Origin of the sequence: Trichocoleus sp. DQ-A1 (genome assembly GCF_039961955.1) — a bacterium.
Lineage (GTDB): Bacteria > Cyanobacteriota > Cyanobacteriia > Cyanobacteriales > FACHB-T130 > FACHB-T130.
Genome location: NZ_JAMPKE010000002.1, coordinates 226,182 through 248,150 on the forward strand (window position 1 = coordinate 226,182; position 21,969 = coordinate 248,150).

The following is a 21,969-nucleotide window of genomic DNA, read 5'->3' on the forward strand; positions in this document are numbered from 1 at the left end:
TTGGGCAAGGATGAGGCGGAAGGGGGAATGAAAAAGTTCTTTATTCAATCTTTCATCCTTCCTCCTCCCTCCTTTATCCTGCAAAAGGGTTTTCATTCTAGGAAAACAGCTTGGCGATGCCAACAGCAGGGTCGGACTGTTTCACCAAGGACTCACCAATCAGGACCGCATCAGCACCCGCTTGCACAACCAAGCGAAGGTCAGATGGCGTGTGCAGACCCGATTCGCTAACGACAGCGATCGCCCGATCGCGCAACTCGCTACCTCGCGCCGCTAAAATCTGGCAGGTTGTTTGTAAGTCTACGGAAAAATCTTCCAGATTGCGATTATTTATACCAACTAGCCTAACGCCTTCTAAGGAGAATACTCGGTCTAATTCTGCTAGAGTATGCACTTCAATCAGCGGTGTCATCCCCAAAGCATTGGTAATTTTGACAAAGTATTGGAGGTCTTGATCGCTCAGAATTGCTGCAATCAAGAGAACGGCATCGGCTCCGTGGCGTCGGGCGAGATAAATTTGGTAAGGATAGATTAGGAAATCCTTACATAAAACGGGCAAGTCTACGGCAGCGCGAACAGCCGTCAGATTTTCAAAACTCCCTTGAAAAAATTTTCGATCGGTCAAGACTGATAAACAGCTGGCTCCTCCTTGCTGGTAAGCAGTCGCGATCGCCACTGGGTCAAAATCTTCCCGAATCACACCTTTACTGGGAGAAGCCTTTTTGACTTCTGCAATCAAGGCAGGTTTTGTCTTCCCTTGCCGCAAAGCACCGATAAAATCACGAGGTGCAGGTGCAGACTGCACTTGACGCCGCAACTCCACTAAGGGCAGGCGTTCTCGCATCTGGTCAACTTCCGTTTCTTTTTGCCAGACAATTTCCTCCAGAATGTGGCGGGGTTTGGCATCAGGTACGGCAACCTGATAGCGTAAAGTGCTGATGGCAATCGATGGATTTGGGGGACGGCGGCGAATTTGCATATTTCCTAGTTTGGCACAATTATTCATGGGGAATGGGGGCTTAGTAGGGGTCATTTGTCAACGGTGATTCGTCATTCGTCACCAGCAATCGACGAATGACAAATCACGAATGACTCTTCTCCCTAATGAGAACCTACAGCCCGTTTGTAAGCTTCATCCAATACTTCTGAGAGGGTAGGATGTGCGTGGACAAAATATGCCAGAGTCTGGACAGAATTGCGTTGAGCGATCGCGTTTGCGGCTTCGTGAATCAAATCCGCTGCATGCATTCCGATGATGTGGACGCCCAGCACTTCGCCTGTATCTTTGCGGTAGATGACTTTTGCCATCCCGTCGGCTTCCCCTTCTGCGATCGCTTTCGAGTTTCCTTTGAAATAACTCTTCGCCACTGCAACTTCAAATCCCTCCTCTTTCCCCATTTCTTTCGCCGCCAGTTCCGTCTTGCCGACAAAGCTAATTTCTGGGTGAGTAAAGGCGGCGGCGGGGATGCTGTGATAATCGATCAAACGGTGACGCCCGCAGATATTCTCTACCGCCACAACGCCTTGAGCCGACGCCGCATGAGCCAGCTGCATCTTGCCCGTCGCATCTCCAATTGCCCACAGGTGGGGCACGGGTTCGCCACTTGACAAGACTGCCATCCGGTCATCGACGGGGATAAAGCCTCTATTTGTCTCAACGCCGATAGCATCCAGCCCCAAGTCCTTAGTATCCGGAATGCGACCTGTAGCAACCAAGCAAGCGTCTACTTCTAGCACGTCCACAACTTCTTTCGTTTTGGCGTCGGCTAGCTCAATGACCACGGGAGAACCCGGTTTAACACTCTTCGCCAACGTGCCTACTTTCGTTTCAATGTCACGCGGCTTAATCAGCACTCTTTCGGCAATCGTGGCAATGTCCCGGTCAAACCCAGGCATCAGCTGGGGTAACGCTTCAATCATGGTGACTTCAGCGCCTAATGCGGTGTAAACATCTGAAAATTCTAGACCAATGTAACCGCTGCCAATAATCGCAATCCAGGAAGGTAGCGACTCCAATCTCACGCCGTCATCGCTGGTAAAAACAGTTTTGCCATCAATTTCAATTCCTGGTGGAACCCAAGGAATTGACCCAGAGGCAATGATAATGTCTTTTGCCGTAACGGTTTTTTCACCCGAACCCGTGCTGATGGTGACTTTTTGCGGTCCCGCAATTTTCCCCCGACCTTGGAGAATTTCAACGTCCAGCCGTTTCAAACTGTTTGTCAAATCGCCGCGAAGCTTGGAGACAAGGTTGTTCGCATGGTCTGCGATTGCTTGTCGGTCAAACTCAACGCCTGCAACTTGAATCCCCAGCGATTTCAGATGGTGGGCATTGCGTAACTCTCGCACTCGACCGGATGCTGCCAACAAAGCTTTAGAAGGAATGCAGCCCCGATTCACGCAGGTGCCGCCCATATCGGCTGCTTCCACAATGGCGGTTTTGAGACCGCAGGAAACGGCGTGTAGGGCAGCGCCATGTCCGCCGACACCGGCTCCAATAATCACTAAATCGTAATCAAATCCTTGAGTCACGTTACTCTCCCCTAGACGACGATGCCCTCCTCATTTTCAGCTTGACCAACGGTGAGCGCAAGTCCCCAATCGGTTGTGGAGTGAAAGAGTGCAAGTTGTTCTCCTTACAATTTTCTCTAAAAAAATTACGAATGAGTCATCCCTTCAGCGGCGTGTTATATCTTAGAAACTAAAAGAAATCCAGCGATCGCTCGAATTGAGCGATCGCTGTCAATTACTAGGGTGCCCTGCCATCAAAAGCAGTGTTTGTGGAACCAGCGTAATGAATCAGAGTGACCAAGACCATCGTCGCGCCGCCGATAAAGCGTTTAGCGAATCGCTTGAGCAATTGCAGGATTTATTGGAATTGCCGGACAATCAGACGGCTCGATCCCAGTCAGAGTCGGACAGCGGTAATCATCAAAAAGAATTGACTGAAGCAGATGAGCTGGAACAAGCCGCTGCTGACATTGAGGAATATATGCAGAAAAAGACTAAATCATCGGGGAACGGATAGCGAGTAATTGGTTGGGAAAAGCGAAAAAAACACTAACCATTGTTGACCCATAACTACTGATTAGCGGCTACTTCCTAACTTCTGCCATTCTGACGCTTTACTTCGTACAACATCAAAGCAGCTGCTACAGCCACGTTTAGCGACTCGACTCCTGGACTCAGGGGGATGGTCACTTGCACCTGTGCCAGTGAAACTAACTCTGAAGACAATCCAGCACCTTCATTGCCCATCAAAATCAGCGTGGGACGACGTAAGTCTACCTCCCAGTAGGTTAAAGTCGCACTAGGCACAGTTGCCACGACTTGCATTCCTCGTTCCCGACACTGAGAGATATCTGCGATCAAATCAGAACTGATCCGCATCGGTAGCCGAAACCATTGTCCAGCAGAGGCTCGCAGCACCTTTGGATTGTCCAGATCCACACTATCTTCACTGACACACAACCAATCCGCACCCGCAGCGGCGGCAGTACGAATCATCGTGCCGAGGTTGCCCGGATCTTGCACGGTTTCCAAAATTAGCCCCAAACCCGTAACTGGCAATGGGGACACCTGGCGGCTCATCCGGGGTGCCGTAGCGATGACACCATCGGGTTGAATCGTGGTAGCGATCGCTTTCAGAACTTCCTCGCTCACCACTTCAGCCCTTTGACATCGATTACAAGCTTCTTCCCACAGTTGCTGGTGACGCTCCTGCCATTGGGGCGTAAAGCATACGGTTTCTAACGGATAATCAGCCGCACAAGCTTCCTCTAGCAAATGCGTCCCTTCCAACAAAAATATTTGCTGCTCCCGCCGTTCTTTCGAGCGGTGTAACTTACGAATTTGCTTGACCAGAGGATTCTGGAGACTCGTCAACATCAACAAGAATTAGGACTGAGGACTGAGGACTGTAGGACTGAGAAAGTGTCAAAAGGCAAGAAAGAACTTTTTCCCAATCTGGCAAAGGATTGAGTTCTGAGTGTTACTAAGTGACGAAATTCTTTATTAGCGTCTGATTACCCTATCTCGATCGCCACTTTTTTCTACTCAGTCCTCAGTCCTGATACCTCAGTCCTAAAAATGCGGAACCCGGGACTTGAACCCGGAAGTCCTTGCGAACACTAGAACCTGAATCTAGCGCGTCTGCCAATTCCGCCAGTTCCGCTGACGTCTGGATTTATACCACCGATTTACTATCTTGCAACAAACCCTAGAATTTGTCAATACCTTTTATCCGGAAAAGTGAACCGATACAAGGTACAATGCTTCATCGACTGACAATGAAGCGGGATTGCTAATCTAGACATTTAAAATCTTTCCTGTAGAATCAAAACCAAATTTAAAAAAAAGCCACCCTATTCCGTGAAATTTGGAGGACAGACCTATTAACCCCCCTCTCAGCCTGACCGATACTTACTCTCTGCCCGAAGAAGACAAGTCCGTTTTGCACATTTGGGGTAGAGCTTCCTTGCAAGGGCACGTCAAGATTAGCGGCGCAAAGAACGCGGCACTAGCGATCATGGCAGGAGCCTTGCTGTGTCCTGAAGATTGCCGAATCCGTAACGTTCCCTCGCTTGTCGATGTCAAGCGCATGGGTCAAATTCTGTCGTCCCTAGACCTGAAGCTGGAATGGAATGGCGACATTCTCGACATCAACGCTAGCCACATTGGGCAATCAAAAGCTCCCTACGAGTTAGTTTCTCAGCTACGAGCTAGTTTCTTCATCGTTGGACCGATGCTGGCGCGACTGGGTGTAGCAAAAGTGCCACTACCTGGCGGTTGTGCTATCGGTGCCAGACCTGTCGATCTTCACGTCCGAGGTTTGCGGGACATGGGGGCAGATGTCCAAATTGATCATGGGATGGTCAATGCCCATGTAACTGGCAGCAATCGAAGATTAAAGGGAGCCAAAATTTATCTGGACTATCCCAGTGTTGGTGCGACAGAGACACTGATGATGGCGGCAACCCTAGCAGAGGGAGAAACAATCCTAGAAAACGCCGCCCAAGAACCAGAAGTCGTGGATCTCGCTAATTTCTGCATTGCAATGGGAGCCAAGATTCGCGGTGCAGGTACCAATACAATTGTGATTTCTGGTGTTCCCAGCTTACATTCTGTAGATTACAGCATCATTCCCGACCGGATTGAGGCGGGGACATTGCTCGTTGCAGGAGCAATTACCCATTCAGAACTAAGTCTGTCCCCAATTATTCCAGACCATCTCACGGCTGTGATTGCCAAGCTGCGGGAAATTGGAGCGACGGTACTCGAAGAAGCGCCCGACTGCCTGCGGATTATCGGAGGACAAACACACACAGCAACAGATATTGAAACATTGCCATATCCTGGATTCCCCACGGATATGCAGGCACAATTTATGGCATTGCTGACCCTCAGTGAAGGGGACAGCGTGATTAGCGAAACGGTTTTTGAAAACCGATTGCGTCATGTGGCAGAGTTGAATCGCATGGGTGCAGATATTCGCGTGAAAGGCAATCATGCAATTGTGCGGGGTGTGCCAATGTTATCGGGGGCACCTGTCCTAGCTACTGATTTGCGTGCTTCGGCGGCGTTGGTTTTGGCATCGCTGGCGGCAGAAGGAAAAACAATCATTCGAGGATTGCAGCATCTAGATCGGGGTTACGAAAAGCTGGAGGATAAACTACGGCAGCTGGGAGCTAAACTACAGCGGGTGCAGGATGATGACAGTTTGCCAATTGAAAATTTAAAGGTTGAAGGTGACAGCCTGCCGGTTGAAGGTTTAAAGGTCGAAAGTTGAAGGAAGGGTAATCGGTAATAGGTAGAGTGATGAGTGATGAGGTATTCATTCAAAACTCATAACTCAACACTCATAACAATTACCTTTTACCGAATTGTCTATTCCTTCACAATTTCTGTCAGCGCTGGTTTTAGGGTTGAATACTGATATTCAAATCTTTGGGACAAGGTGCGTTTTGGAAGAACTTGTTGCCCTTCCAAAACGACTTGGGCACCATCTCCTAAGAGACCTTCTAAAACAAAGCTGGGAACTGGTAGCCAGGAGGGTCGATTTAAAACTTCTCCCAAAGTTTGAGCCAATTCGTTCATCCGGACTGGATTCGGAGCTGTACCGTTTAGGACACCTTCAATTTCCGGATGGCTGAGTGCAAATAGAATTAGATTCACTAAATCGTCTCGGTGAATCCAGGAGAACCACTGACGCCCTGAACCAATGGGGCCACCAGCAAACATTTTGAAGGGGGGAAGCATTTTGGCAAGTGCCCCTCCCATTCCTAAGACAATTCCAGTTCGCACAATTACCAGTCGCGTGCCGCTGTCTTTGACTTTTTGCGCTTCTGTTTCCCATTCTTTACAGACAGTGCTGAGAAAATCATTACCGGCTGAACTAGTTTCATCAAAGGCAGCCGTTTCGCTGGTGCCGTAGTAGCCGATTGCAGAAAAATTAACTAAGACAGCGGGCTTAGGATTCGCTTGATTAATTGCTTCTACAATTTTTTGCGTCCCTAGCTTTCGGCTATTTAGGATCGTCTGCTTTTGTTCTGGAGTCCAGCGTTTTTCCGCAATCGGTTCTCCCGATAGATTCACCACAGCATCGCATCCAGCAATGGACTGTTGCCAGGAGCCTGATTCAGTAGGTGTATATGCAATGATTTCGAGATTGGGATAGGTGTTGGCAGGAAAGACTTGCTTTGCTTTCGCAGGGTTACGACTGAAAACCAAGATTTGATTTCCTTGAGCGTGTAGTCGTTCTACCAGACGAGAGCCGACAAATCCAGTTGCTCCTGTAATGGCTACTTTCATGCTTCTCTGGTTGCCTCGCTATCGGGGGTTTTTTTCGTGTCGTTGTAAGCCATACCATTGACCTCAGCATAGCGATTCATAAACCGCATAAATCTCTCCCAGTGGTCTTCTCGCTGAATTTCAAATTCGCAGTCCAACCGCTGAAAATCATCCCCTTCTGGCCCGCTGAAAACAAATTTTACAGAAGAAGGCTCAACGCTTATTTCACCTTCTTCATCCGTTAATCGCAGCCCATTAGAAAACTTATTTTTAAAGCTGTTGAATTTTTCTATGGCTTTCAGCTCGTTAAATGTCATCAATACCGTGCGGACTCCAGAACTGCGATTCCGCCGTAAGCTGACGTTACCGATTTCTTCAGGAATCCCTTCAAAAAATTGGATTAAGGGTGTATTAGAAGTCATGCACAAAATTAATGAAACTCATAAAGTAGTATACAAAAGTCAAATGCCCTCCGAGCGCTGACTCGGTGAGCTAGAGAGTTTAGAGGCGATCGCCTAAAATATTTTTGACAAGTTGTCGGTAAATGCGTCCTAAAACTGACATCCAAGGTAGGGAGATTTTTAACTCAACTTTTCTCTAACCAGATTCTGAGCTAGTAGCTTTAAATTTATTAATTACAGGGGTTGACTCCCCAAACTCCTCTTAGAAGCCCGAAGGAGCCTTGAAGATGGCTCTCCTTCACTCTATAGGGAAGGGGCTGGAGGTTGGGTCTGTATTGGACTCAACTGCAAACCGTTATCGTTGCTCAATCTTCGTCTTTCCTGTTCATCCTCCCAGTCTTAACCATCCAAACACATTCCCTACCGTTAGCCGCAGTTCTGTTAACAAGTCTGGAACAGGTAGCACGTCGAATGCTTCCTGCAACAATTCCGGTTGCTGTCCGGGAGGATAAACCAGCACGGAGCGTTCGTCTGGATCGAGTAGCCAGCCTAATTTGCTACCGTGTTTGAGGCAGTGCAGGATATTTCCAGTTACTTTGGTTTGACTTTGTTCTGGAGAGAGAACTTCAATTGTCCAATCTGGAGCAGCCTGAAATACATTGGCAATATCCCCATTTTCATCAAGAGAGATTCTATCCCAAGCAAACACCGCCACATCTGGCACGATTGACCGTCCGCCGAAGGTACAGCGCAATTCCGGAAAAGCTAGGGCAATTCGCTTAGCCTCGACCACCTCATTAATAACAGTGACTAGCTTTCCCTATAACTTGCTGTGCTTCCCTTGCGGCATTGGCTTTTGGATGCTTTGACCCTTGATGTATTCGCTGGCTGGCTTGGTTTCTGGCAGCTTCAGAAACTCCTCTAGAGTCAAGGTTTTAGGAGGTGTATGTACCATAAGCGCTCGCATACCTGCCTCTACTATGACCCTACTCGTGCAGTTTCACTCCCCGAATTGACAAATCCAACAACTCTACCGGATGCATGATGGGAATTGCCTTTTCTTGCAGTTCTAAATGCTTGCTAATTTGGATCGTACAACCGGGATTTGCCGAAGCAATTAGTTCAGCACCCGTATTCAGAAGATTTTCAACTTTTTGCTTACCCAATTCTCCAGCAACTTCAGGTTGCAGCATATTGTAAACCCCAGCACTGCCACAACATAACGCTGCATCAATCGGTTCCCGAAGTTGAACGCCTGGAATTTGTCGCAATAATTGGCGCGGTTGTACGCTAATTTTTTGCCCGTGCAATAAATGACAGGCATCTTGATAAACCAAAGTCAATGGTTGATCGGAAAGTGGGGAAAGTTTCGCCGTTATTCCGGCTTCGTATAGAAACTCTTGAGCGTCTTTTACTTTAGCAGCAAATTTTACGGCTTTCTCTTGATAATCGAGGTCATCTTGTAGCAGGTGTCCGTATTCTTTTAAAGTATGACCGCAACCAGCAGCATTGATGATGATGGCATCAACGTTTGTACCTTCAAAACTATCAATCATTTGGCGCGCGATCGCTTTTGCTTGTTCTTCCTGTCCTTGGTGATGCGGCAATGCAGCACAACACCCCTGAGCCTTTGGAATCACGACTTCACAGCCATTGGCGGTTAATACCCGTACCGTTGCTTCATTGACCTTTGAGAAGAATAGACGTTGCACGCAGCCCAAAATAACGCCCACTCGATAGCGTTTCTCACCCTCAGCCGAAATCGCCTCTGGTAGGGTATCTACAAAGGTTCTGGGAGTAATTTCTTGCAGATTTGATTCCATCGCTGCTAAGCGGGGAGAAAGGCGTTGGAGTAATCCAGTCGAACGAACTAATTTCTGCAAGCCTAATTTCTGATAGACCATCAGAGGCGCTAGCAAAACCCGCAACCGATTAGGATAAGGAAATAGGGAAAAAATTAGTTTTCGATACAACTTGTCTGGCAAACTGCGCGAATAATTGCGTTCAATTTGGGGACGCATGGCAGTAATTAACTTGTCATACTGCACGCCAGAAGGACAGGTTGTGACACAGGCAAGACATCCTAAACAAGAGTCAAAATGCTGTACTGTTGCAGTATTTAGAGAAATCTCACCTTTATTGATAGCATCCATGAGATAAATTCTGCCTCTAGGAGAATCCATCTCTTTGCCAATCACCCGATAGCTGGGACAAGTAGATAGACAAAAACCGCAGTGAACGCAGCTATCAATTAACTTGGGATTGGGGGGATGATCGTTATCAAATCCGTTAATATTAATCGGGTTTGAGTCATCTAAATTTGTTAAAGAATTTTCTGATGTTTGCATGGATGAGTGTAATCTTCCCTACTTTTTAGACGGTGTTTTCTGCGATGAAAGCGCTTTGTTCACATTCCACCGATAAACCGACTTGGACTTAAAATATTTTCTGGATCAAATTGCGTTTTGATTTTCTGCATTAAATCCAGAGCGTTGCCGGTATAACCCCAGACATCTAGTTGCTGCTTCAAAGAGATCGGCGCTTCTAGAATTGTCAGAAACCCGCCGTGAGATTCACAGAGCGATCGCATCTGTTGTAAAAACGCGATCGCGGTTGTTTCAACAACGTCACCATTGCACCTCAATAGTCCCAACCCACTTCCAGCATGGATCAGACACATCACCGATGGGACGTGGATTTGCAGATGAGCCAAAATGGTCGCGGCAGCAGTTGGTAATACTCCTATTTTGCAAGCGATCGCTGCCTCTGTGTGGGATGCCCACATTTGTTCTTGTAACTTCTGCCATAACTCAGCCTCATCGGCATCTGAATACAAGACACCCTTTAAACCGAGATGTTGCCCCACTTCCAACCATCGAGCGCACTGTTCCTTCACGCTCGGCGATACACTTTGAAAGCGAGCGATCGCACCAATGCCCTCCCCTAACCCTAAACTAGCCACAATTTGAGTGGATAGCAGGTCAACAGCCGTGGGCGTTAAGGCTGAAGCGAGCAAAGTTTTGGTGGCTGCGGCAATTTTTTCGGCTGTGCCAGTCAGCACTACGGTTGCAGATGCCTCAGGCAGGGGATAAACCCGAAACGTCACTTGAGTGATAATCCCTAACGTTCCAAAAGAGCCGGTAAATAGCTTCATCATGTCGTAACCGGCAACATTTTTTACCACCCGACCCCCAGCTTTGGCAATCTGACCATCGCTGCGGACAAAAGAAAAACCCAGTAGCATATCCCTCACTCCACCATAGCGTTGTCGCAAGGAACCGCCCCCAGCAGTCGCAACAATACCACCAACTGTGGCGTCTTTTGGATAGGCTGGATCGAGGGCGAAAAATTGACCTTGTTGCGCTAGAATCTTTTGCAGTTCGGCAAATTTCATGCCTGCTTCGACCGTAACGGTTAAATCGCCAACCGCATGAGCGATTAAGCGATTCAGACGTTCGGTACTGACAACCAAATTGACTCCATCTACCAATCCACCCCAACCTAGTTTGCTAGCGCTGCCACAGGGTAAGACGCCCCACCGTTGCTGGTAGGCATAAGCCATAACCTGAGCGAGTTCTTCCTCGGTGCGGGGAGAAACAATGCAATTAAGGGTGCTTCCCAGTGCAATTGCTTGAGAGATTTGTGCTTTTCGAGTGGCTTCTATCTGTTCCCACTGCACAATGCCGGAGTTGGGGAGGAGACTTTCAAGTTTTTGGGCTACGCTATTCATTGCTTAAAAAAACATCTGTGCGGTCGCACTCAGGTGGACATGAACACTAGCAAAACATAAGCACGGTACGCAAGTAACACTCAGTTCTCGACGTAACATCATTTAATTATTTAGTTATAAATTTATTTCTTTATATCTCAAGATAGATGCAGCACTTCATACTGGTATTTGTGGGGTCTATTTCTCTCTTTAGACAGGTTTAATTGAATGGTTCGACGAAAGAATATACCGGCATTACAGCAAGCAAGAAGGGCAGGGACAACCCGATCTTACGATAGAGAAAGCTTGCTAAATCGAATTACAACCCGAATTCGCCAATCTTTAGAGCTACAAGAGATTTTGGCGACAACAGCGCGGGAAATTCGCTCATTTTTAGACATGGATCGGGTCAAAATTTACCGATTTCACCCAGATGCCAGTGGAGAAGTAATTGCCGAATCTATAAATGGCGATTGTTTACCCTCTATGATGGGGCTGCGGTTTCCAGCCGAGGACATTCCGCCCAATGCTCGTGAGTTGTTTGTCAAAGTCCGCCAGCGAGTCATTGTCGATGTCATTTCTAGGCAGAAAACTCAAGAACAGTTAGATTGCCTATCAACCGGAAAAAATTTAGTAACTAGAGACATCCGCTATTCCCCAGTCGATCCTTGCCACGTCGAATATCTAACGACGATGGGGGTGAGTGCTTCTCTCGCCGTGCCAATCCTACATCAAAACAGCTTGTGGGGGTTGTTGGTGTGTCACCACGCATCCCGGCGCAAATTTAGCGAACAAGAGTTACAAATTGTTCAACTGCTCGTGGATCAGGTGTCGATTGCGATCGCTCAGTCCAATCTTCTTCAAACCGCACGCGAACAAGCTCAGCATGAATCAACAATCAACCAAATCAGTAGTCTACTCCACTCTCCGCTAAAAATTTCAGAAATTCGGCAGACCGTTTTAGAAGAAACCGTTAGCGCCTTACACGGTGCTGCTGGCAGATTGTACATTACAGCAGATACAACAGGTCAGCCTGCTCAACTTTATACGACTGGCGAGCAGCCACTCCAAGCTTGGATTGAAGAAACTCCCTTTTGGCAACAAATTACCTCCGGGAAACCGAACAGCGTCGGTATCCCAGACAGTCCTTCTGAAAACAAATCCAAAGATAACCATCAAGATTTCAGTCATCAGAATCTCATCAATCACGCTTCTGACTCTTGGTTTTTACAGTCGGAATTTAATCCTCAAAATCATTTCCTTGAGTCTTCGCATAACAGCTACGGAGTAGCTAGGGAAATATCAAATTTTAAAAGTCAAAATTTTCTCTACACCATCCCCGATTTATATCAAGAACCACAACTAAAATATGCAGTCCCTGCTTTTGAGACAACGCCTATTCGCTCTATTCTGATCGTGCCTCTCAGTTATCATCAGCAATGCGTGGGGTGTCTCACCATCTTCCGGCATGAGATGAATACAGAAACCCTATGGGCAGGTCGTCAGAATCCCGACGAACGGAATGTCCGCCCCCGCCAGTCATTTGAAGCATGGCGAGAAATCACCCAAGGACAGGCTAAAGAGTGGACACAAGAAGAACTCAAGCTGGCTCAATCGGTGGGAATCCACCTCTACATGGCAGTAATGCAAAGGCGAGTAGAGGATACAATCCGACATCAGGCGTCTCATGACCTCTTAACGGGTTTGCCCAACCGGCTGTTATTCAATGACCGACTCTCTCTAGCGCTGGCAAGCACTCATCTGAATTGCGGCGATATGCTGGCAGTGGTGTTTCTCGACCTGGATGGTTTCAAAACGATTAACGACACGCTCGGTCATGCCGTAGGCGATCTACTGCTGCAATGTGCGGCTCGACGCCTCACAGATTGCCTGCGAGAAACCGACATTGTTGCCCGTTGGGGTGGGGATGAATTCACCATTATGCTCTCCCCAATCACTTGTTTGGACGATGTTACCAAGATTGCGAAAAGAATTCTGGGTGCCCTAAACGTTCCTTTTCATTTTGAAGATGTAGAGACTTATCACGATACCTCTTTACACATCAAAGCGAGTTTGGGGATTGCTTTAGCTCCTTATGATGGGGAAGACGCAGAAACGCTGTTAAAAAACGCCGATGCTGCGATGTACAGAGCCAAGCAACAAGGGCGCAATAATTATCAGCTATATACACCAGCCCTAGGGGCAAAAGCACTGGAACGGCTGAAATTAGAAAACCGACTTTACAAAGCCTTAGAACGTGAGGAATTTCTGTTGCACTACCAGCCGCAGGTAGACTTAAAAACAGGTCAAATCGTGGGCATGGAAGCGCTGATTCGCTGGCAATCTCCCGAACTAGGCTTAATTCCTCCTTATCAATTTATTCCTCTGGCAGAAGAAACGGGTTTGATCTCTCCGATTGGAGAATGGGTTTTGCGAACAGCTTGCAGGCAAAATCGTCTTTGGCAATCACTTGGAGTGCCGCCAATCCGGATTGCCGTGAATCTTTCAGGGCGTCAAGTTCAGCAACCCACTTTAGTAAAAGTTGTTGAGCAAATTCTAGCTGAAACTGAGTTGGAACCTCGTTATCTGGAACTCGAAATTACTGAGAGTATTGCAATGCAAGATGTGGAATGGACAATTTCTGTGTTGCAGAAGTTGCAGGAACTGGAAATTCACATTTCAATGGATGATTTTGGGACTGGTTATTCTTCACTGAGCTATCTAAAACACTTTCCGCTCAATACGCTAAAAATTGACCGCTCATTTATTCGCGATCTCATGACGAATACTCATGATGCTGCGATTATTAAGGCAGTTATGGCACTGGGTCACGGACTCAATTTAAAAGTGATTGCTGAGGGTGTTGAAACAGTAGAACAATTGGATTTTTTGTACTCAGTTCAGTGTGATGGTTTGCAGGGTTATCTGTTTAGTCCCCCGGTTCCGGCGGAAGCGGCAACAGAGATCCTGAAATCTAAAAGGTTAAAAAATCAAAGTTAGAGATTCTCAGTTTGTAGGACAGGGCGATGTTATCAATGATTCTGGTGTACTCTAACGCGAAGAGCTGCGTCTAGCAGTATCCCTTGACGCGATCGCGTCCCTCTTTTTTCGCTTGATATAGCGCTTCATCGGCTGCTGCAATCAGCGCTGCCGGTGAAGAGGTTAAACTGGGAACTATGCTGGCGACACCCAGACTCAGCGTGACGTAGGGGCTAACTGGGGAGTGGACGTGGACAATCTCTAAGCTTTTGACCATTGAACGGATCGACTCGGCGATGTAATTGGCACCCGCAGAGGGAGTGTTGGGCAAAATTAAGGCAAACTCCTCGCCTCCATAACGGGCAACTAAATCGGTTGAGCGCTTTAGCATCAACCGAATCGCACCAGCAACCTGTCGCAAACAGCTATCTCCAGCTTGATGACCGTAGGTATCGTTGTAAATTTTAAAACAGTCAATATCGCAGAAAATCAGCGATATTGACGCTTGTTCTCGTCCCAGCCGCCGCCACTCTTGGGCAAGATATTCGTCAAACCTGCGCCGATTTGCCACCTGAGTTAAGCCATCCAGAGAAGCGATACACTGCAACTCCCGGTTGGCTTCCTCCAGCTGTTTAAAGAGGGAAGACTGCTGAATTGCGATCGCTAACCCGACGGACAATTGTTGCAACAACTTAATTTCATAAGGCTCCCAGTGACGAGATCCAGAGCATTGATGGACGCAGAGTATGCCCCACAAATGAATTTTGGCGGCTGGATTGGATAAAGAGGGACGGAGTGGGGCGGGATTGTTGCTATTCGATTCATTATTCGCTTCTCGGTTGCCTCCCTGTTCCCGAATCAAGATTGGCACCATCAAATTTGCCCGAATTCCTGCCCCTGCGAGTAACTTCACGTAACTCGCAGGCAGATCCGCTTGGTAAATATCATCCACCGCTGACACATACCCGGTGGTTTGAAATTTTTGGATATATTCCACCTCAAAGCAGGGGTCATACAGCGAGACATCCAGAATCGATTCACAACCGGGTGCGACAGATTCGACGACAAAGCAGGCACCGCGAGCATCGAGCCGATAAAGAGCAACTCGTTCGGCTGGCAGAAAGTTTCGCACCTCTGCAACCGCTGTGTTGAGGATTTCGTTTAAATGCAACGATTGGCGGATGCGCCCTTGTATTCTTCCCAGCAAGCGCTCTCGCTCAATAGAAGAGCGTAATGCCTCCTCAGTTCGCGTCCGTTCTGTAATGTCAAGAAAACTCCAAACCCTGCCAATGATTTGTTCGCCGAGTCGGTACGGTGTGGAGTACCGCTCAAAGATTTTCCCGTTTTTTAATTCCAGAATGTCGTATGCCTTAGCTTCTGGTTGCCTGGAAAGTTCCCAAACCAGCTTTAGAAAAACTTCTGGCTCTTTCAACTGGTCTTTAAGAAAGACGATTTGTTCGTTAGCGCGAGGCGAGCCGATTAGGTCTTCGGGAACCTCCCACATCTGAAGAAACTTCTGATTGTAGCTGACAATATCTCCTTCTAGGCTCACTGCAACGATGCCGTCAGCAGTTGATTCAAGCGTAGCGCGCAGCAGAGAAAGCGATTTCTCAACTTTTTCCTCGGCGGTTTTACGCTCTGTAATCTCAATGTAAGCGATCGCAACGCCATAATCTTTGAGAGGAATGGGAATCGCAGTGACGTTAAGCCAGGTAATTTCATCCTGGTCATTCACAATTCCGATTTCTCGATTTTCAATCACCTTATTTTCTTTTAACGCCCGAACGCTAGCAAATTCTTCCGGTGGCATCGAGCTACCATCCGGTCGAACGATTCGCCATTCTTTGCTGTCGCACCTTCTATTTTTATGGTTTTCAATAGATAACTTTAGAATTTTTTCTGAAGCTTGGTTGGCTTCAACAATATTGCCGTTATTATCGGTGATAGAAATGCCAATTGGGAAGCATTGAAAAAGGATTTTATATTTTTCTTGACTTTCTCTTAATTCAGCTTCTGCTTGCTGGCGTTGGCTAATATCGCACGAAACAGCGATGATTTCTTGCACTGCTCCCGTATCCGGATGGCGGATAGTTCGGAGCGTAGTTTTAAACCAAATGTAATAACCTTGCCGATGACGAATTCGGTAGCTAATTGTGTTGATTTCTTGAAAATTTAGTTGAGTTGGATGTTCTCTTAAAGCAACCGGATCATTCTGAGCAAATTCCTCTATCAGGACTAAATCTTGCGGGTGGCAAAATTCAAGCACCGAGCGTCCCAGAAGTTCATCCGGCTTATATCCCAGTAAAATACTGCATACAGGTGAAACGTAGAGGTAAACACCTTCCGGAGTATGAGTGGAAATCATGTCGGTGCAGTCTGATGCCAGCAATCGGTCACGAGTTTCCCGCTTAGACAATTCTAAGTTTGAATAGCCGAACAAGTTTTCCGGTTTTGGGTTATGGCGATCGCTAACGACTGGCATCAGACTGGTTGGCGTCATGATTCCGACCAGTTGACCGGATTCATCCTCTACAATCAACAGATGGCGAATCTGATGGTGGTAAAATAGTCGGCTGATGGTTTGAATATCTTGTACTTGGGATTCGTTCAGGGTAATCAGCGGCTGGTTCATTAGTGCAGCGATCGCTACACCTTTAATGTCTCTACCTAGAGCCGTGACTCGAACCAAATCCCGTTCTGTAAAAATCCCGATGGGGGTTTGTTTCGCTAGTTGTGTTGGTTTTTCCGCTGTTACCTGCTCATTTACCACGATGACACAGCTAGCCCGCGCCCGACTCATCAATGCGATCGCTTCTGTAGCTAGCGTGTCAGGAGTTACCGTCAGAGGGTTGCGATCAATTGCTTGATGGAGCGGTAAAGCGTAAGGGTGGAGCATAGAGAACACATCATTAGTTTCTTTAATAGAATTAACCATTCTTATTAATTATTTTAAATTTTAATTGAACGAAGCGGAACCGTTTGCTGGGTAGTGTGGTAGGCAGTAAGCATAGATGTGGCGATTGAATCGCATCTGAGTAAACGACTATGGCTTTACAGATAGCTTTTTAAGCAATGAAACAATTGTATTTTGTAATAAAAAAACCAGCTAGCTAAAAATTCTCACCAAATAAAGGGCTGAAGGCATTAACATTCTTTATCAACTTTCCTGCCAAACCCGGACAAGACAGCAATTAACTTATAAAAAAAATCTGAAATCTGCTGCCAAGGGTGCCTTAAAACAGAATGGTATTTCCTCAAAGGTTAACCCGATCCGTCGCATTGCCAACGCTAGTTAGTCAAAAATCTTCGCTCTATCCCTGAAAAGCTAGCTATGTTCGTGCCTACGAACCCCTTTGGCTCATGTCTCTTAGAGAATTTCCAGCCGCCAGCACAAGAAATCAACCGATCTAGAACAATCCTATTTGAGTTGTGAGATGCTAGCGGTTCAAATCCCTAGCTTCTCGCTCGAACTCAGGAATCTTGCCTTTCCCGAATCCTTGAGGACTGCTTTAATTAAGTTTAAATATTTCTTTCTTGAAACAGGTTGAAAAGTATTCGCTGGCTTTTATCCTCAACAATCAAAGATTTTATCAAATCTCCCTTTTAACCTTATTTTTTCGCTTTATCATAATTTTCAAAAAACTTTGTATTTATTGGAACAAAATACTCGTAATGCTAAACGCCTATAACCTTTCACGAAGTAAACCATAAAAACTTATAATTAATAAAATTATTTTCTTAGTTTACTAAACTTATTAATATATTGTAGTTGTTGTCTTGTTTGAAAAAACGATCTAGTTTAAACAGAGGCACTCAGCCCTGGGCTTGGCAAATTAAACCAAGGCGCGTTGCTGAATGCCGACAGCTAAACACATATCCAAATCTAGAAAATTTAAAAATCCTAAAATGTTTGACTTTCTTAATCCAATCTTAGGGCGTCATCCAGAACGCAACAAAGCCAACGTTGAAATTTATACTTGGCAAACTTGCCCCTTTTGCATCAGAGCCAAGATGTTGCTCTGGTGGAAGGGCGTCAACTTTACTGAGTATAAAATTGATGGTGATGAGGCAGCCAGAGCGAAGATGGCTGAACGTGCCAACGGGCGTCGAAGCGTGCCGCAGATATTCATCAATGAGAAGCACATTGGTGGGAGCGATGACCTCTATCAATTGAATACAGGCGGACAATTAGACCCCCTACTGGCTCAACCCACCGTTCAAGGCTAGAATCAGCCAACACAGGTGAATTTCGTTTGTATAGTCGGTACGGGCACAAGCGCATGGCTATTGAGATTCCGCCACCGGAAATTGAGGACTCTGCTTACCTAGTTCACCGACAATGGATGATTCGAGCGCTGGAACTTGCCGAGAAGGCGGGTGATGCTGGGGAAGTGCCAGTGGGAGCAGTAATTGTGAGTGCAGATGGTAACTTGATTGCAGAGGGTGAAAATCGCAAAGAACGTGACAAAGACCCGACTGCCCACGCCGAAATTTTAGCTCTTAGAGCTGCTGGGCAAGCAATGCAGGACTGGCACCTTAACGAATGCACGCTCTACGTCACCTTAGAACCTTGCCCCATGTGCGCTGGTGCGATCGCGCTAGCACGTCTGCGACTTCTCGTTTACGGTGTGGACGATCCAAAAACTGGCGCGATTCGTACCGTTGCCAATATTCCAGATAGCGCTTGCTCTAACCACCGCTTGCCGGTCATAAGTGGTATCTTAGAGTCTGCCTGCCGCCAACATCTGCAATCTTGGTTTGCCCAACGGCGCTTAAAAAGTCAAAAGTAAAAAGGCAAAAGGCAAAACAAAAAAATTGCTCTTATTTATGTTTACTTTTACTCTGCTAATGACAGCATGAGAACTGTCCTTCTACTACAAGACAGATGCCGTAATCATACATAAGCTGGAATTATGGATGCTGTGAGAAGTTTTATTCGTGATGACTCAGCCCGACCCCTCTGAACAAACGATAGAGACACCAAAACCTGTCAAGGTAGTTCCTATTACTTCCCGTGTTTTACCTTGGCTAGCTTCCTTAGGCTATAAGGTGACAAAATATCTTGTCATTCCCTTTTACTTTGGTAAAGCCGAAGTCACCGGACAAGAAAATATTCCCGCTACCGGGCCGGTGATCCTAGCTCCTACCCATCGCTCTCGCTGGGATGCGTTTGTCGTGCCTCATGCGGCTGGACAACCTGTGACGGGTCGTGACCTGCGGTTTATGGTGTCAGCGGATGAAATGAAAGGGTGGCAAGGCTGGTTTATCAGCCGCATGGGAGGGTTCCCAGTAGATACCCGAAATCCGGGAGTTGGCACTTTTCGTCATGGCGTCGAAGTTCTCCGGCAGGGAGAAGTGCTGGTCATCTTCCCGGAAGGCGGCATCTACCAGGATACGCAAGTTCACCCCCTCAAGACGGGTTTGGCGCGCATTGCCTTGCAAGTGGAATCTAGCCAACCAGAATTGGATGTCAAAATTGTGCCGATTAGCGTCCGTTACGGCAGCCCAGTGCCGCATTGGGGCTGCGGTATCAAAGTTAACATTGGTGAGCCGATCTCAGTCGCGAATTATTGCAGCAATACGCCAAAACAAAGTGCGAAAAAACTAACCGCCGATTTAGAAGCGGCGCTTAAACAGATAGATGGATGCGAAGTAGAAGAGGCGGATACGCTCTCTACTGCTCCCCCTTTAAATGAAGTATCGGGCGCTCAGTCATCGTTTTAACCTTTCTATAGAAATATCTCATTCATTCGCAAACAAGAGCTTTTAGGGAATCAGTAATGGGAGACGGCTCATTACTCACGACCATTACCGCTATTTCTATATATCCAGCAACATACTCTGATTGCCGATAAAAAACTAAGTAGGGGCACAGCAGTACCCCGACTCAGATACCCAAGGTTAATTCCCAGCTGTTCAAAGTTCCTGTATCCATCTGGGCATAATCCACGACCCACAACTGCCAGATGCCTGCTACGGGTTTGTTGAGAAGTTGCTGGAGTGCGGGTGTATTTTGCAGCGTGTAGGTGGCTTGCAATTGAGTTGTAGAACCCAGAGTGCGACCTTGCAACAGCACCGTAATTCCGTTAGGACTCCTCACGCTAACTTCGATATCCCCCAAAAACTGGTGTTGAATGTTGACGCTGACTTGGATATCTCGTAAAGGACTGGTGTAAGTTACGTTAATTGCGCTGGTAACGCCTTGGGAGTTGTAGTCGGGAATGGGGACGAGGTTGTCGTTGCGTCCGTGCAAGGCTTGCGAGGCTTGCGAAGGTTGGACGCGCTGCTGTTGAGCAGCTTGAACAGCTTTAAAAGCATTGACTTTGCCATAGCCGAACCACTGAGAGAAACCGTTTGCATCGTAACTGCCCAATCGAAAAGTCAATTGGGGGTCGGGGTCGGGGTCAACGACTTTGTCAGCGGTTTGTTGCAGAATTTGCCTAACTTCTGTTGCAGTTAAATCGGGATTAGCTGACAGAATGAGGGCAGCGACACCTGCGACCACGGGACAAGCACTAGAGGTACCGCCAAAGTCACTGGTGAAGTTGCTGCTGTCGTAGCCAGCGGCTCCGAGTCGGTCAGTGGTAAAGATGCCCAATCCAGGCAGCAATGCTCTGACTTCGGGGGCGGTACTGACATAGCCGGTTTGTTCAAACCACATTCCCGGCGGGGCATTGTTGCTGGGGGCACAGACAGAGACGTTGGTTCCCCAGTTACTGTAGGCAGATTTTTTGTTGAGGCTGCTACAAGCAGAAACTGCGATCGCATCTGGATGAACGGTGAAACCACCTAGCCACTGGGTAGGACCTTTTAACAGGTTATTAGGCCATCCCTGCTCGTTAATCGTGCCACTGATGGGACGATTTGCATTCCCGGCAGCAAAGACGATGACACAGCCTTTACCGTCTCGTCCTTGGGTCGCGGCACGAGTTAGGGCGGCGCGTTGCCGCAGGGACAGGGGAAAGTAGACGGCTGCTGGCCCCCAGCTACAGGAAATGACCGCAGCACCGTTGTTGGTAGCCCAGTCAAAGAGTTGTTCGATGGTTTCGTCATCTAGATAGCCGGTGGTGCGGAGGGGCATCAGGGCACAGCCTGGGGCGACTCCTACAATGCCGGTGCCGGTTTCTTCTGCGACTGCAACCCCAGCACAGGCGGTTCCGTGGTTTTCATTGTCATCTCCAGGTAGCGGCAAGAAGTCTTGTTCTTTGAAGTCTTTAGGAGCAACAATTTTGCCGGTTCCCTGAAAATCTGGGTGGTTGAGGTCAAAGCCATCATCTGCCACTGCGACAACGATGGAACGGATGCCTTTGGTGATATCCCAGGCTTTCTCAACCGAAATATGAGAACCGACTGCTATCTGAGATCCGCCAAGGTTGTTGAGATACCATTGCTTGGGATAGAGGGAATCTTTGGGTCGGTAGTGCTTTTCTTGTCGAACAACGATATTGGGTTCGGCGGTAAGTACCTCTTGTCGCCCCATTAAGCGGTTGGCAATTTTAATGGGATTTTCCCGTGCTTGCGGACTGACCTCGAAGACGAAGGTGTTGGGAATACCGCTAACGGGTCGCAGCAATTGTAAGCCAAATAAGGATGCGATCGCTCTTTGGGTTTCCTCATCCACCGATGCGGCAAACTGAATTGTCACCTGATCCGTTAGGTAAACTAACGTCTGCGGATTCTCTTTGAGTTTATAGACGTGACTGGCAAAGGCGACATCCTCTGATTCTCGTGCCGCCTGCATGGCTTCGTCTCGCTGGGATGGGTCAACAATGAATTCTTGTAGGGGAGGGTTCATCCCGCTTCTACCGGGGATTTCCTGGTGTGCTTGGGCGGGAATCGTTTGCGCCAACTCCTCAGATGCAGCGTCGGGGGTAGCGGGGCGAACTGTGAAGCGATCGCTCACTTTCTCCAATGCCAGTTCTTCACCCCCCCGCTGTAAAATACGACCGACGCTTTCTTCTGGCACACTACCCGCAGATTGGTCATTGCTCATTGGTAAACAGCTAAGTTTTAATTTTTTATTTTTATTCTCTATAGCAATTCTATTCTTTTTGTAACATCATAGTTTCTCTTGATTCTTCTTTTCTGTTT

15 protein-coding genes, 1 tRNA gene and 1 pseudogene are annotated in these 21,969 nt (G+C 47.4%); 6 read left to right on the forward strand and 11 right to left on the reverse strand.

Annotation, left to right across the window (positions count from 1 at the left end; translation table 11 throughout):
- Window positions 1–97: 97 nt before the first annotated feature.
- Both trpC and lpdA read right to left on the reverse strand, forming a co-directional pair.
- Window positions 98–979 (reverse strand): indole-3-glycerol phosphate synthase TrpC, encoded by an 882-nt coding sequence (gene trpC / locus NDI33_RS03515; protein WP_190674678.1) that lies wholly within the window; start codon window positions 977–979, stop codon window positions 98–100.
- A gap of 122 nt (window positions 980–1,101) precedes the next feature.
- The gene (gene lpdA, locus NDI33_RS03520) at window positions 1,102–2,532 is read right to left on the reverse strand and encodes a dihydrolipoyl dehydrogenase (protein ID WP_190415525.1); all 1,431 of its coding nucleotides are present in this window, start codon (window positions 2,530–2,532) and stop codon (window positions 1,102–1,104) included.
- A 262-nt stretch (window positions 2,533–2,794) separates the two neighbouring features.
- Here lpdA and NDI33_RS03525 point away from each other — a divergent pair, with 262 nt between their 5' ends.
- Entirely contained in the window at window positions 2,795–3,028 is a 234-nt protein-coding gene (locus NDI33_RS03525; protein ID WP_190525746.1) for a hypothetical protein, read from the forward strand.
- A 74-nt stretch (window positions 3,029–3,102) separates the two neighbouring features.
- Here the strand turns inward: NDI33_RS03525 and NDI33_RS03530 are convergent, their stop codons facing one another.
- Entirely contained in the window at window positions 3,103–3,888 is a 786-nt protein-coding gene (locus NDI33_RS03530; RefSeq protein ID WP_190674294.1) for an RNA methyltransferase, read from the reverse strand.
- Between the two features lie 202 nt (window positions 3,889–4,090).
- Window positions 4,091–4,174, reverse strand: a tRNA-Leu gene (locus tag NDI33_RS03535).
- Between the two features lie 204 nt (window positions 4,175–4,378).
- Between NDI33_RS03535 and murA the strand changes: the two genes are divergently transcribed.
- Window positions 4,379–5,788 carry a UDP-N-acetylglucosamine 1-carboxyvinyltransferase gene (gene murA / locus NDI33_RS03540; protein ID WP_190674296.1) on the forward strand — a complete coding sequence of 470 codons (1,410 nt, stop codon included), beginning with the start codon at window positions 4,379–4,381 and terminating at the stop codon, window positions 5,786–5,788.
- Window positions 5,789–5,886: 98 nt separating this feature from the next.
- Here the strand turns inward: murA and NDI33_RS03545 are convergent, their stop codons facing one another.
- The 5 genes and pseudogenes from NDI33_RS03545 to NDI33_RS03565 all read right to left on the reverse strand — a co-directional run bounded on the left by NDI33_RS03545 (window position 5,887) and on the right by NDI33_RS03565 (window position 10,920).
- Window positions 5,887–6,810: a TIGR01777 family oxidoreductase gene (locus tag NDI33_RS03545; protein WP_190674299.1), complete on the reverse strand. Its 924-nt coding sequence runs from the start codon at window positions 6,808–6,810 to the stop codon at window positions 5,887–5,889.
- Window positions 6,807–7,211 carry a photosystem II reaction center protein Psb28 gene (gene psb28, locus NDI33_RS03550; RefSeq protein ID WP_190674302.1) on the reverse strand — a complete coding sequence of 135 codons (405 nt, stop codon included), beginning with the start codon at window positions 7,209–7,211 and terminating at the stop codon, window positions 6,807–6,809. Before psb28 ends, NDI33_RS03545 begins: the two co-directional genes overlap by 4 nt.
- A gap of 364 nt (window positions 7,212–7,575) precedes the next feature.
- A pseudogene (locus NDI33_RS03555) lies at window positions 7,576–8,145 on the reverse strand (Uma2 family endonuclease).
- A 31-nt stretch (window positions 8,146–8,176) separates the two neighbouring features.
- Window positions 8,177–9,538: a (Fe-S)-binding protein gene (locus NDI33_RS03560; protein WP_190674305.1), complete on the reverse strand. Its 1,362-nt coding sequence runs from the start codon at window positions 9,536–9,538 to the stop codon at window positions 8,177–8,179.
- A gap of 59 nt (window positions 9,539–9,597) precedes the next feature.
- A complete protein-coding gene (locus tag NDI33_RS03565; RefSeq protein ID WP_190674308.1) occupies window positions 9,598–10,920 on the reverse strand; it encodes an FAD-binding oxidoreductase in 1,323 nt (440 codons plus the stop codon).
- A gap of 207 nt (window positions 10,921–11,127) precedes the next feature.
- Here NDI33_RS03565 and NDI33_RS03570 point away from each other — a divergent pair, with 207 nt between their 5' ends.
- Window positions 11,128–13,899: an EAL domain-containing protein gene (locus tag NDI33_RS03570; protein ID WP_190674311.1), complete on the forward strand. Its 2,772-nt coding sequence runs from the start codon at window positions 11,128–11,130 to the stop codon at window positions 13,897–13,899.
- Window positions 13,900–13,969: 70 nt separating this feature from the next.
- On the opposite strand, the gene NDI33_RS03575 is transcribed toward NDI33_RS03570, so the two are convergent.
- Window positions 13,970–16,813 carry a diguanylate cyclase gene (locus NDI33_RS03575; RefSeq protein WP_190674325.1) on the reverse strand — a complete coding sequence of 948 codons (2,844 nt, stop codon included), beginning with the start codon at window positions 16,811–16,813 and terminating at the stop codon, window positions 13,970–13,972.
- Between the two features lie 971 nt (window positions 16,814–17,784).
- On the opposite strand from NDI33_RS03575, the gene grxC reads away from it, so the two are divergent.
- The 3 genes from grxC to NDI33_RS03590 all read left to right on the forward strand — a co-directional run bounded on the left by grxC (window position 17,785) and on the right by NDI33_RS03590 (window position 19,602).
- A complete protein-coding gene (gene grxC / locus NDI33_RS03580; protein ID WP_190674328.1) occupies window positions 17,785–18,105 on the forward strand; it encodes a glutaredoxin 3 in 321 nt (106 codons plus the stop codon).
- 53 nt (window positions 18,106–18,158) lie between these two features.
- A complete protein-coding gene (tadA, locus tag NDI33_RS03585; protein ID WP_190525761.1) occupies window positions 18,159–18,668 on the forward strand; it encodes a tRNA adenosine(34) deaminase TadA in 510 nt (169 codons plus the stop codon).
- 151 nt (window positions 18,669–18,819) lie between these two features.
- Window positions 18,820–19,602 carry a 1-acyl-sn-glycerol-3-phosphate acyltransferase gene (locus NDI33_RS03590; RefSeq protein WP_190525763.1) on the forward strand — a complete coding sequence of 261 codons (783 nt, stop codon included), beginning with the start codon at window positions 18,820–18,822 and terminating at the stop codon, window positions 19,600–19,602.
- 163 nt (window positions 19,603–19,765) lie between these two features.
- On the opposite strand, the gene NDI33_RS03595 is transcribed toward NDI33_RS03590, so the two are convergent.
- A complete protein-coding gene (locus NDI33_RS03595) occupies window positions 19,766–21,871 on the reverse strand; it encodes a S8 family serine peptidase (RefSeq protein ID WP_190674331.1) in 2,106 nt (701 codons plus the stop codon).
- Between the last annotated feature and the right edge of the window lie 98 nt (window positions 21,872–21,969).

Excerpts from the sequence above, each read along its gene's own strand:
- NDI33_RS03590 (WP_190525763.1), top strand. The coding sequence starts at position 18,820 with ATGACTCAGCCCGACCCCTCTGAACAAACGATAGAGACACCAAAACCT.
- NDI33_RS03595 (WP_190674331.1), bottom strand. The coding sequence starts at position 21,871 with ATGAGCAATGACCAATCTGCGGGTAGTGTGCCAGAAGAAAGCGTCGGT.
- NDI33_RS03545 (WP_190674299.1), bottom strand. The coding sequence starts at position 6,810 with ATGAAAGTAGCCATTACAGGAGCAACTGGATTTGTCGGCTCTCGTCTG.
- NDI33_RS03570 (WP_190674311.1), top strand. The coding sequence starts at position 11,128 with ATGGTTCGACGAAAGAATATACCGGCATTACAGCAAGCAAGAAGGGCA.
- psb28 (WP_190674302.1), bottom strand. The coding sequence starts at position 7,211 with ATGACTTCTAATACACCCTTAATCCAATTTTTTGAAGGGATTCCTGAA.
- NDI33_RS03565 (WP_190674308.1), bottom strand. The coding sequence starts at position 10,920 with ATGAATAGCGTAGCCCAAAAACTTGAAAGTCTCCTCCCCAACTCCGGC.
- NDI33_RS03575 (WP_190674325.1), bottom strand. The coding sequence starts at position 16,813 with ATGGTTAATTCTATTAAAGAAACTAATGATGTGTTCTCTATGCTCCAC.
- grxC (WP_190674328.1), top strand. The coding sequence starts at position 17,785 with ATGTTTGACTTTCTTAATCCAATCTTAGGGCGTCATCCAGAACGCAAC.
- NDI33_RS03525 (WP_190525746.1), top strand. The coding sequence starts at position 2,795 with ATGAATCAGAGTGACCAAGACCATCGTCGCGCCGCCGATAAAGCGTTT.
- NDI33_RS03530 (WP_190674294.1), bottom strand. The coding sequence starts at position 3,888 with ATGTTGACGAGTCTCCAGAATCCTCTGGTCAAGCAAATTCGTAAGTTA.
- trpC (WP_190674678.1), bottom strand. The coding sequence starts at position 979 with ATGCAAATTCGCCGCCGTCCCCCAAATCCATCGATTGCCATCAGCACT.
- tadA (WP_190525761.1), top strand. The coding sequence starts at position 18,159 with ATGGCTATTGAGATTCCGCCACCGGAAATTGAGGACTCTGCTTACCTA.
- NDI33_RS03560 (WP_190674305.1), bottom strand. The coding sequence starts at position 9,538 with ATGCAAACATCAGAAAATTCTTTAACAAATTTAGATGACTCAAACCCG.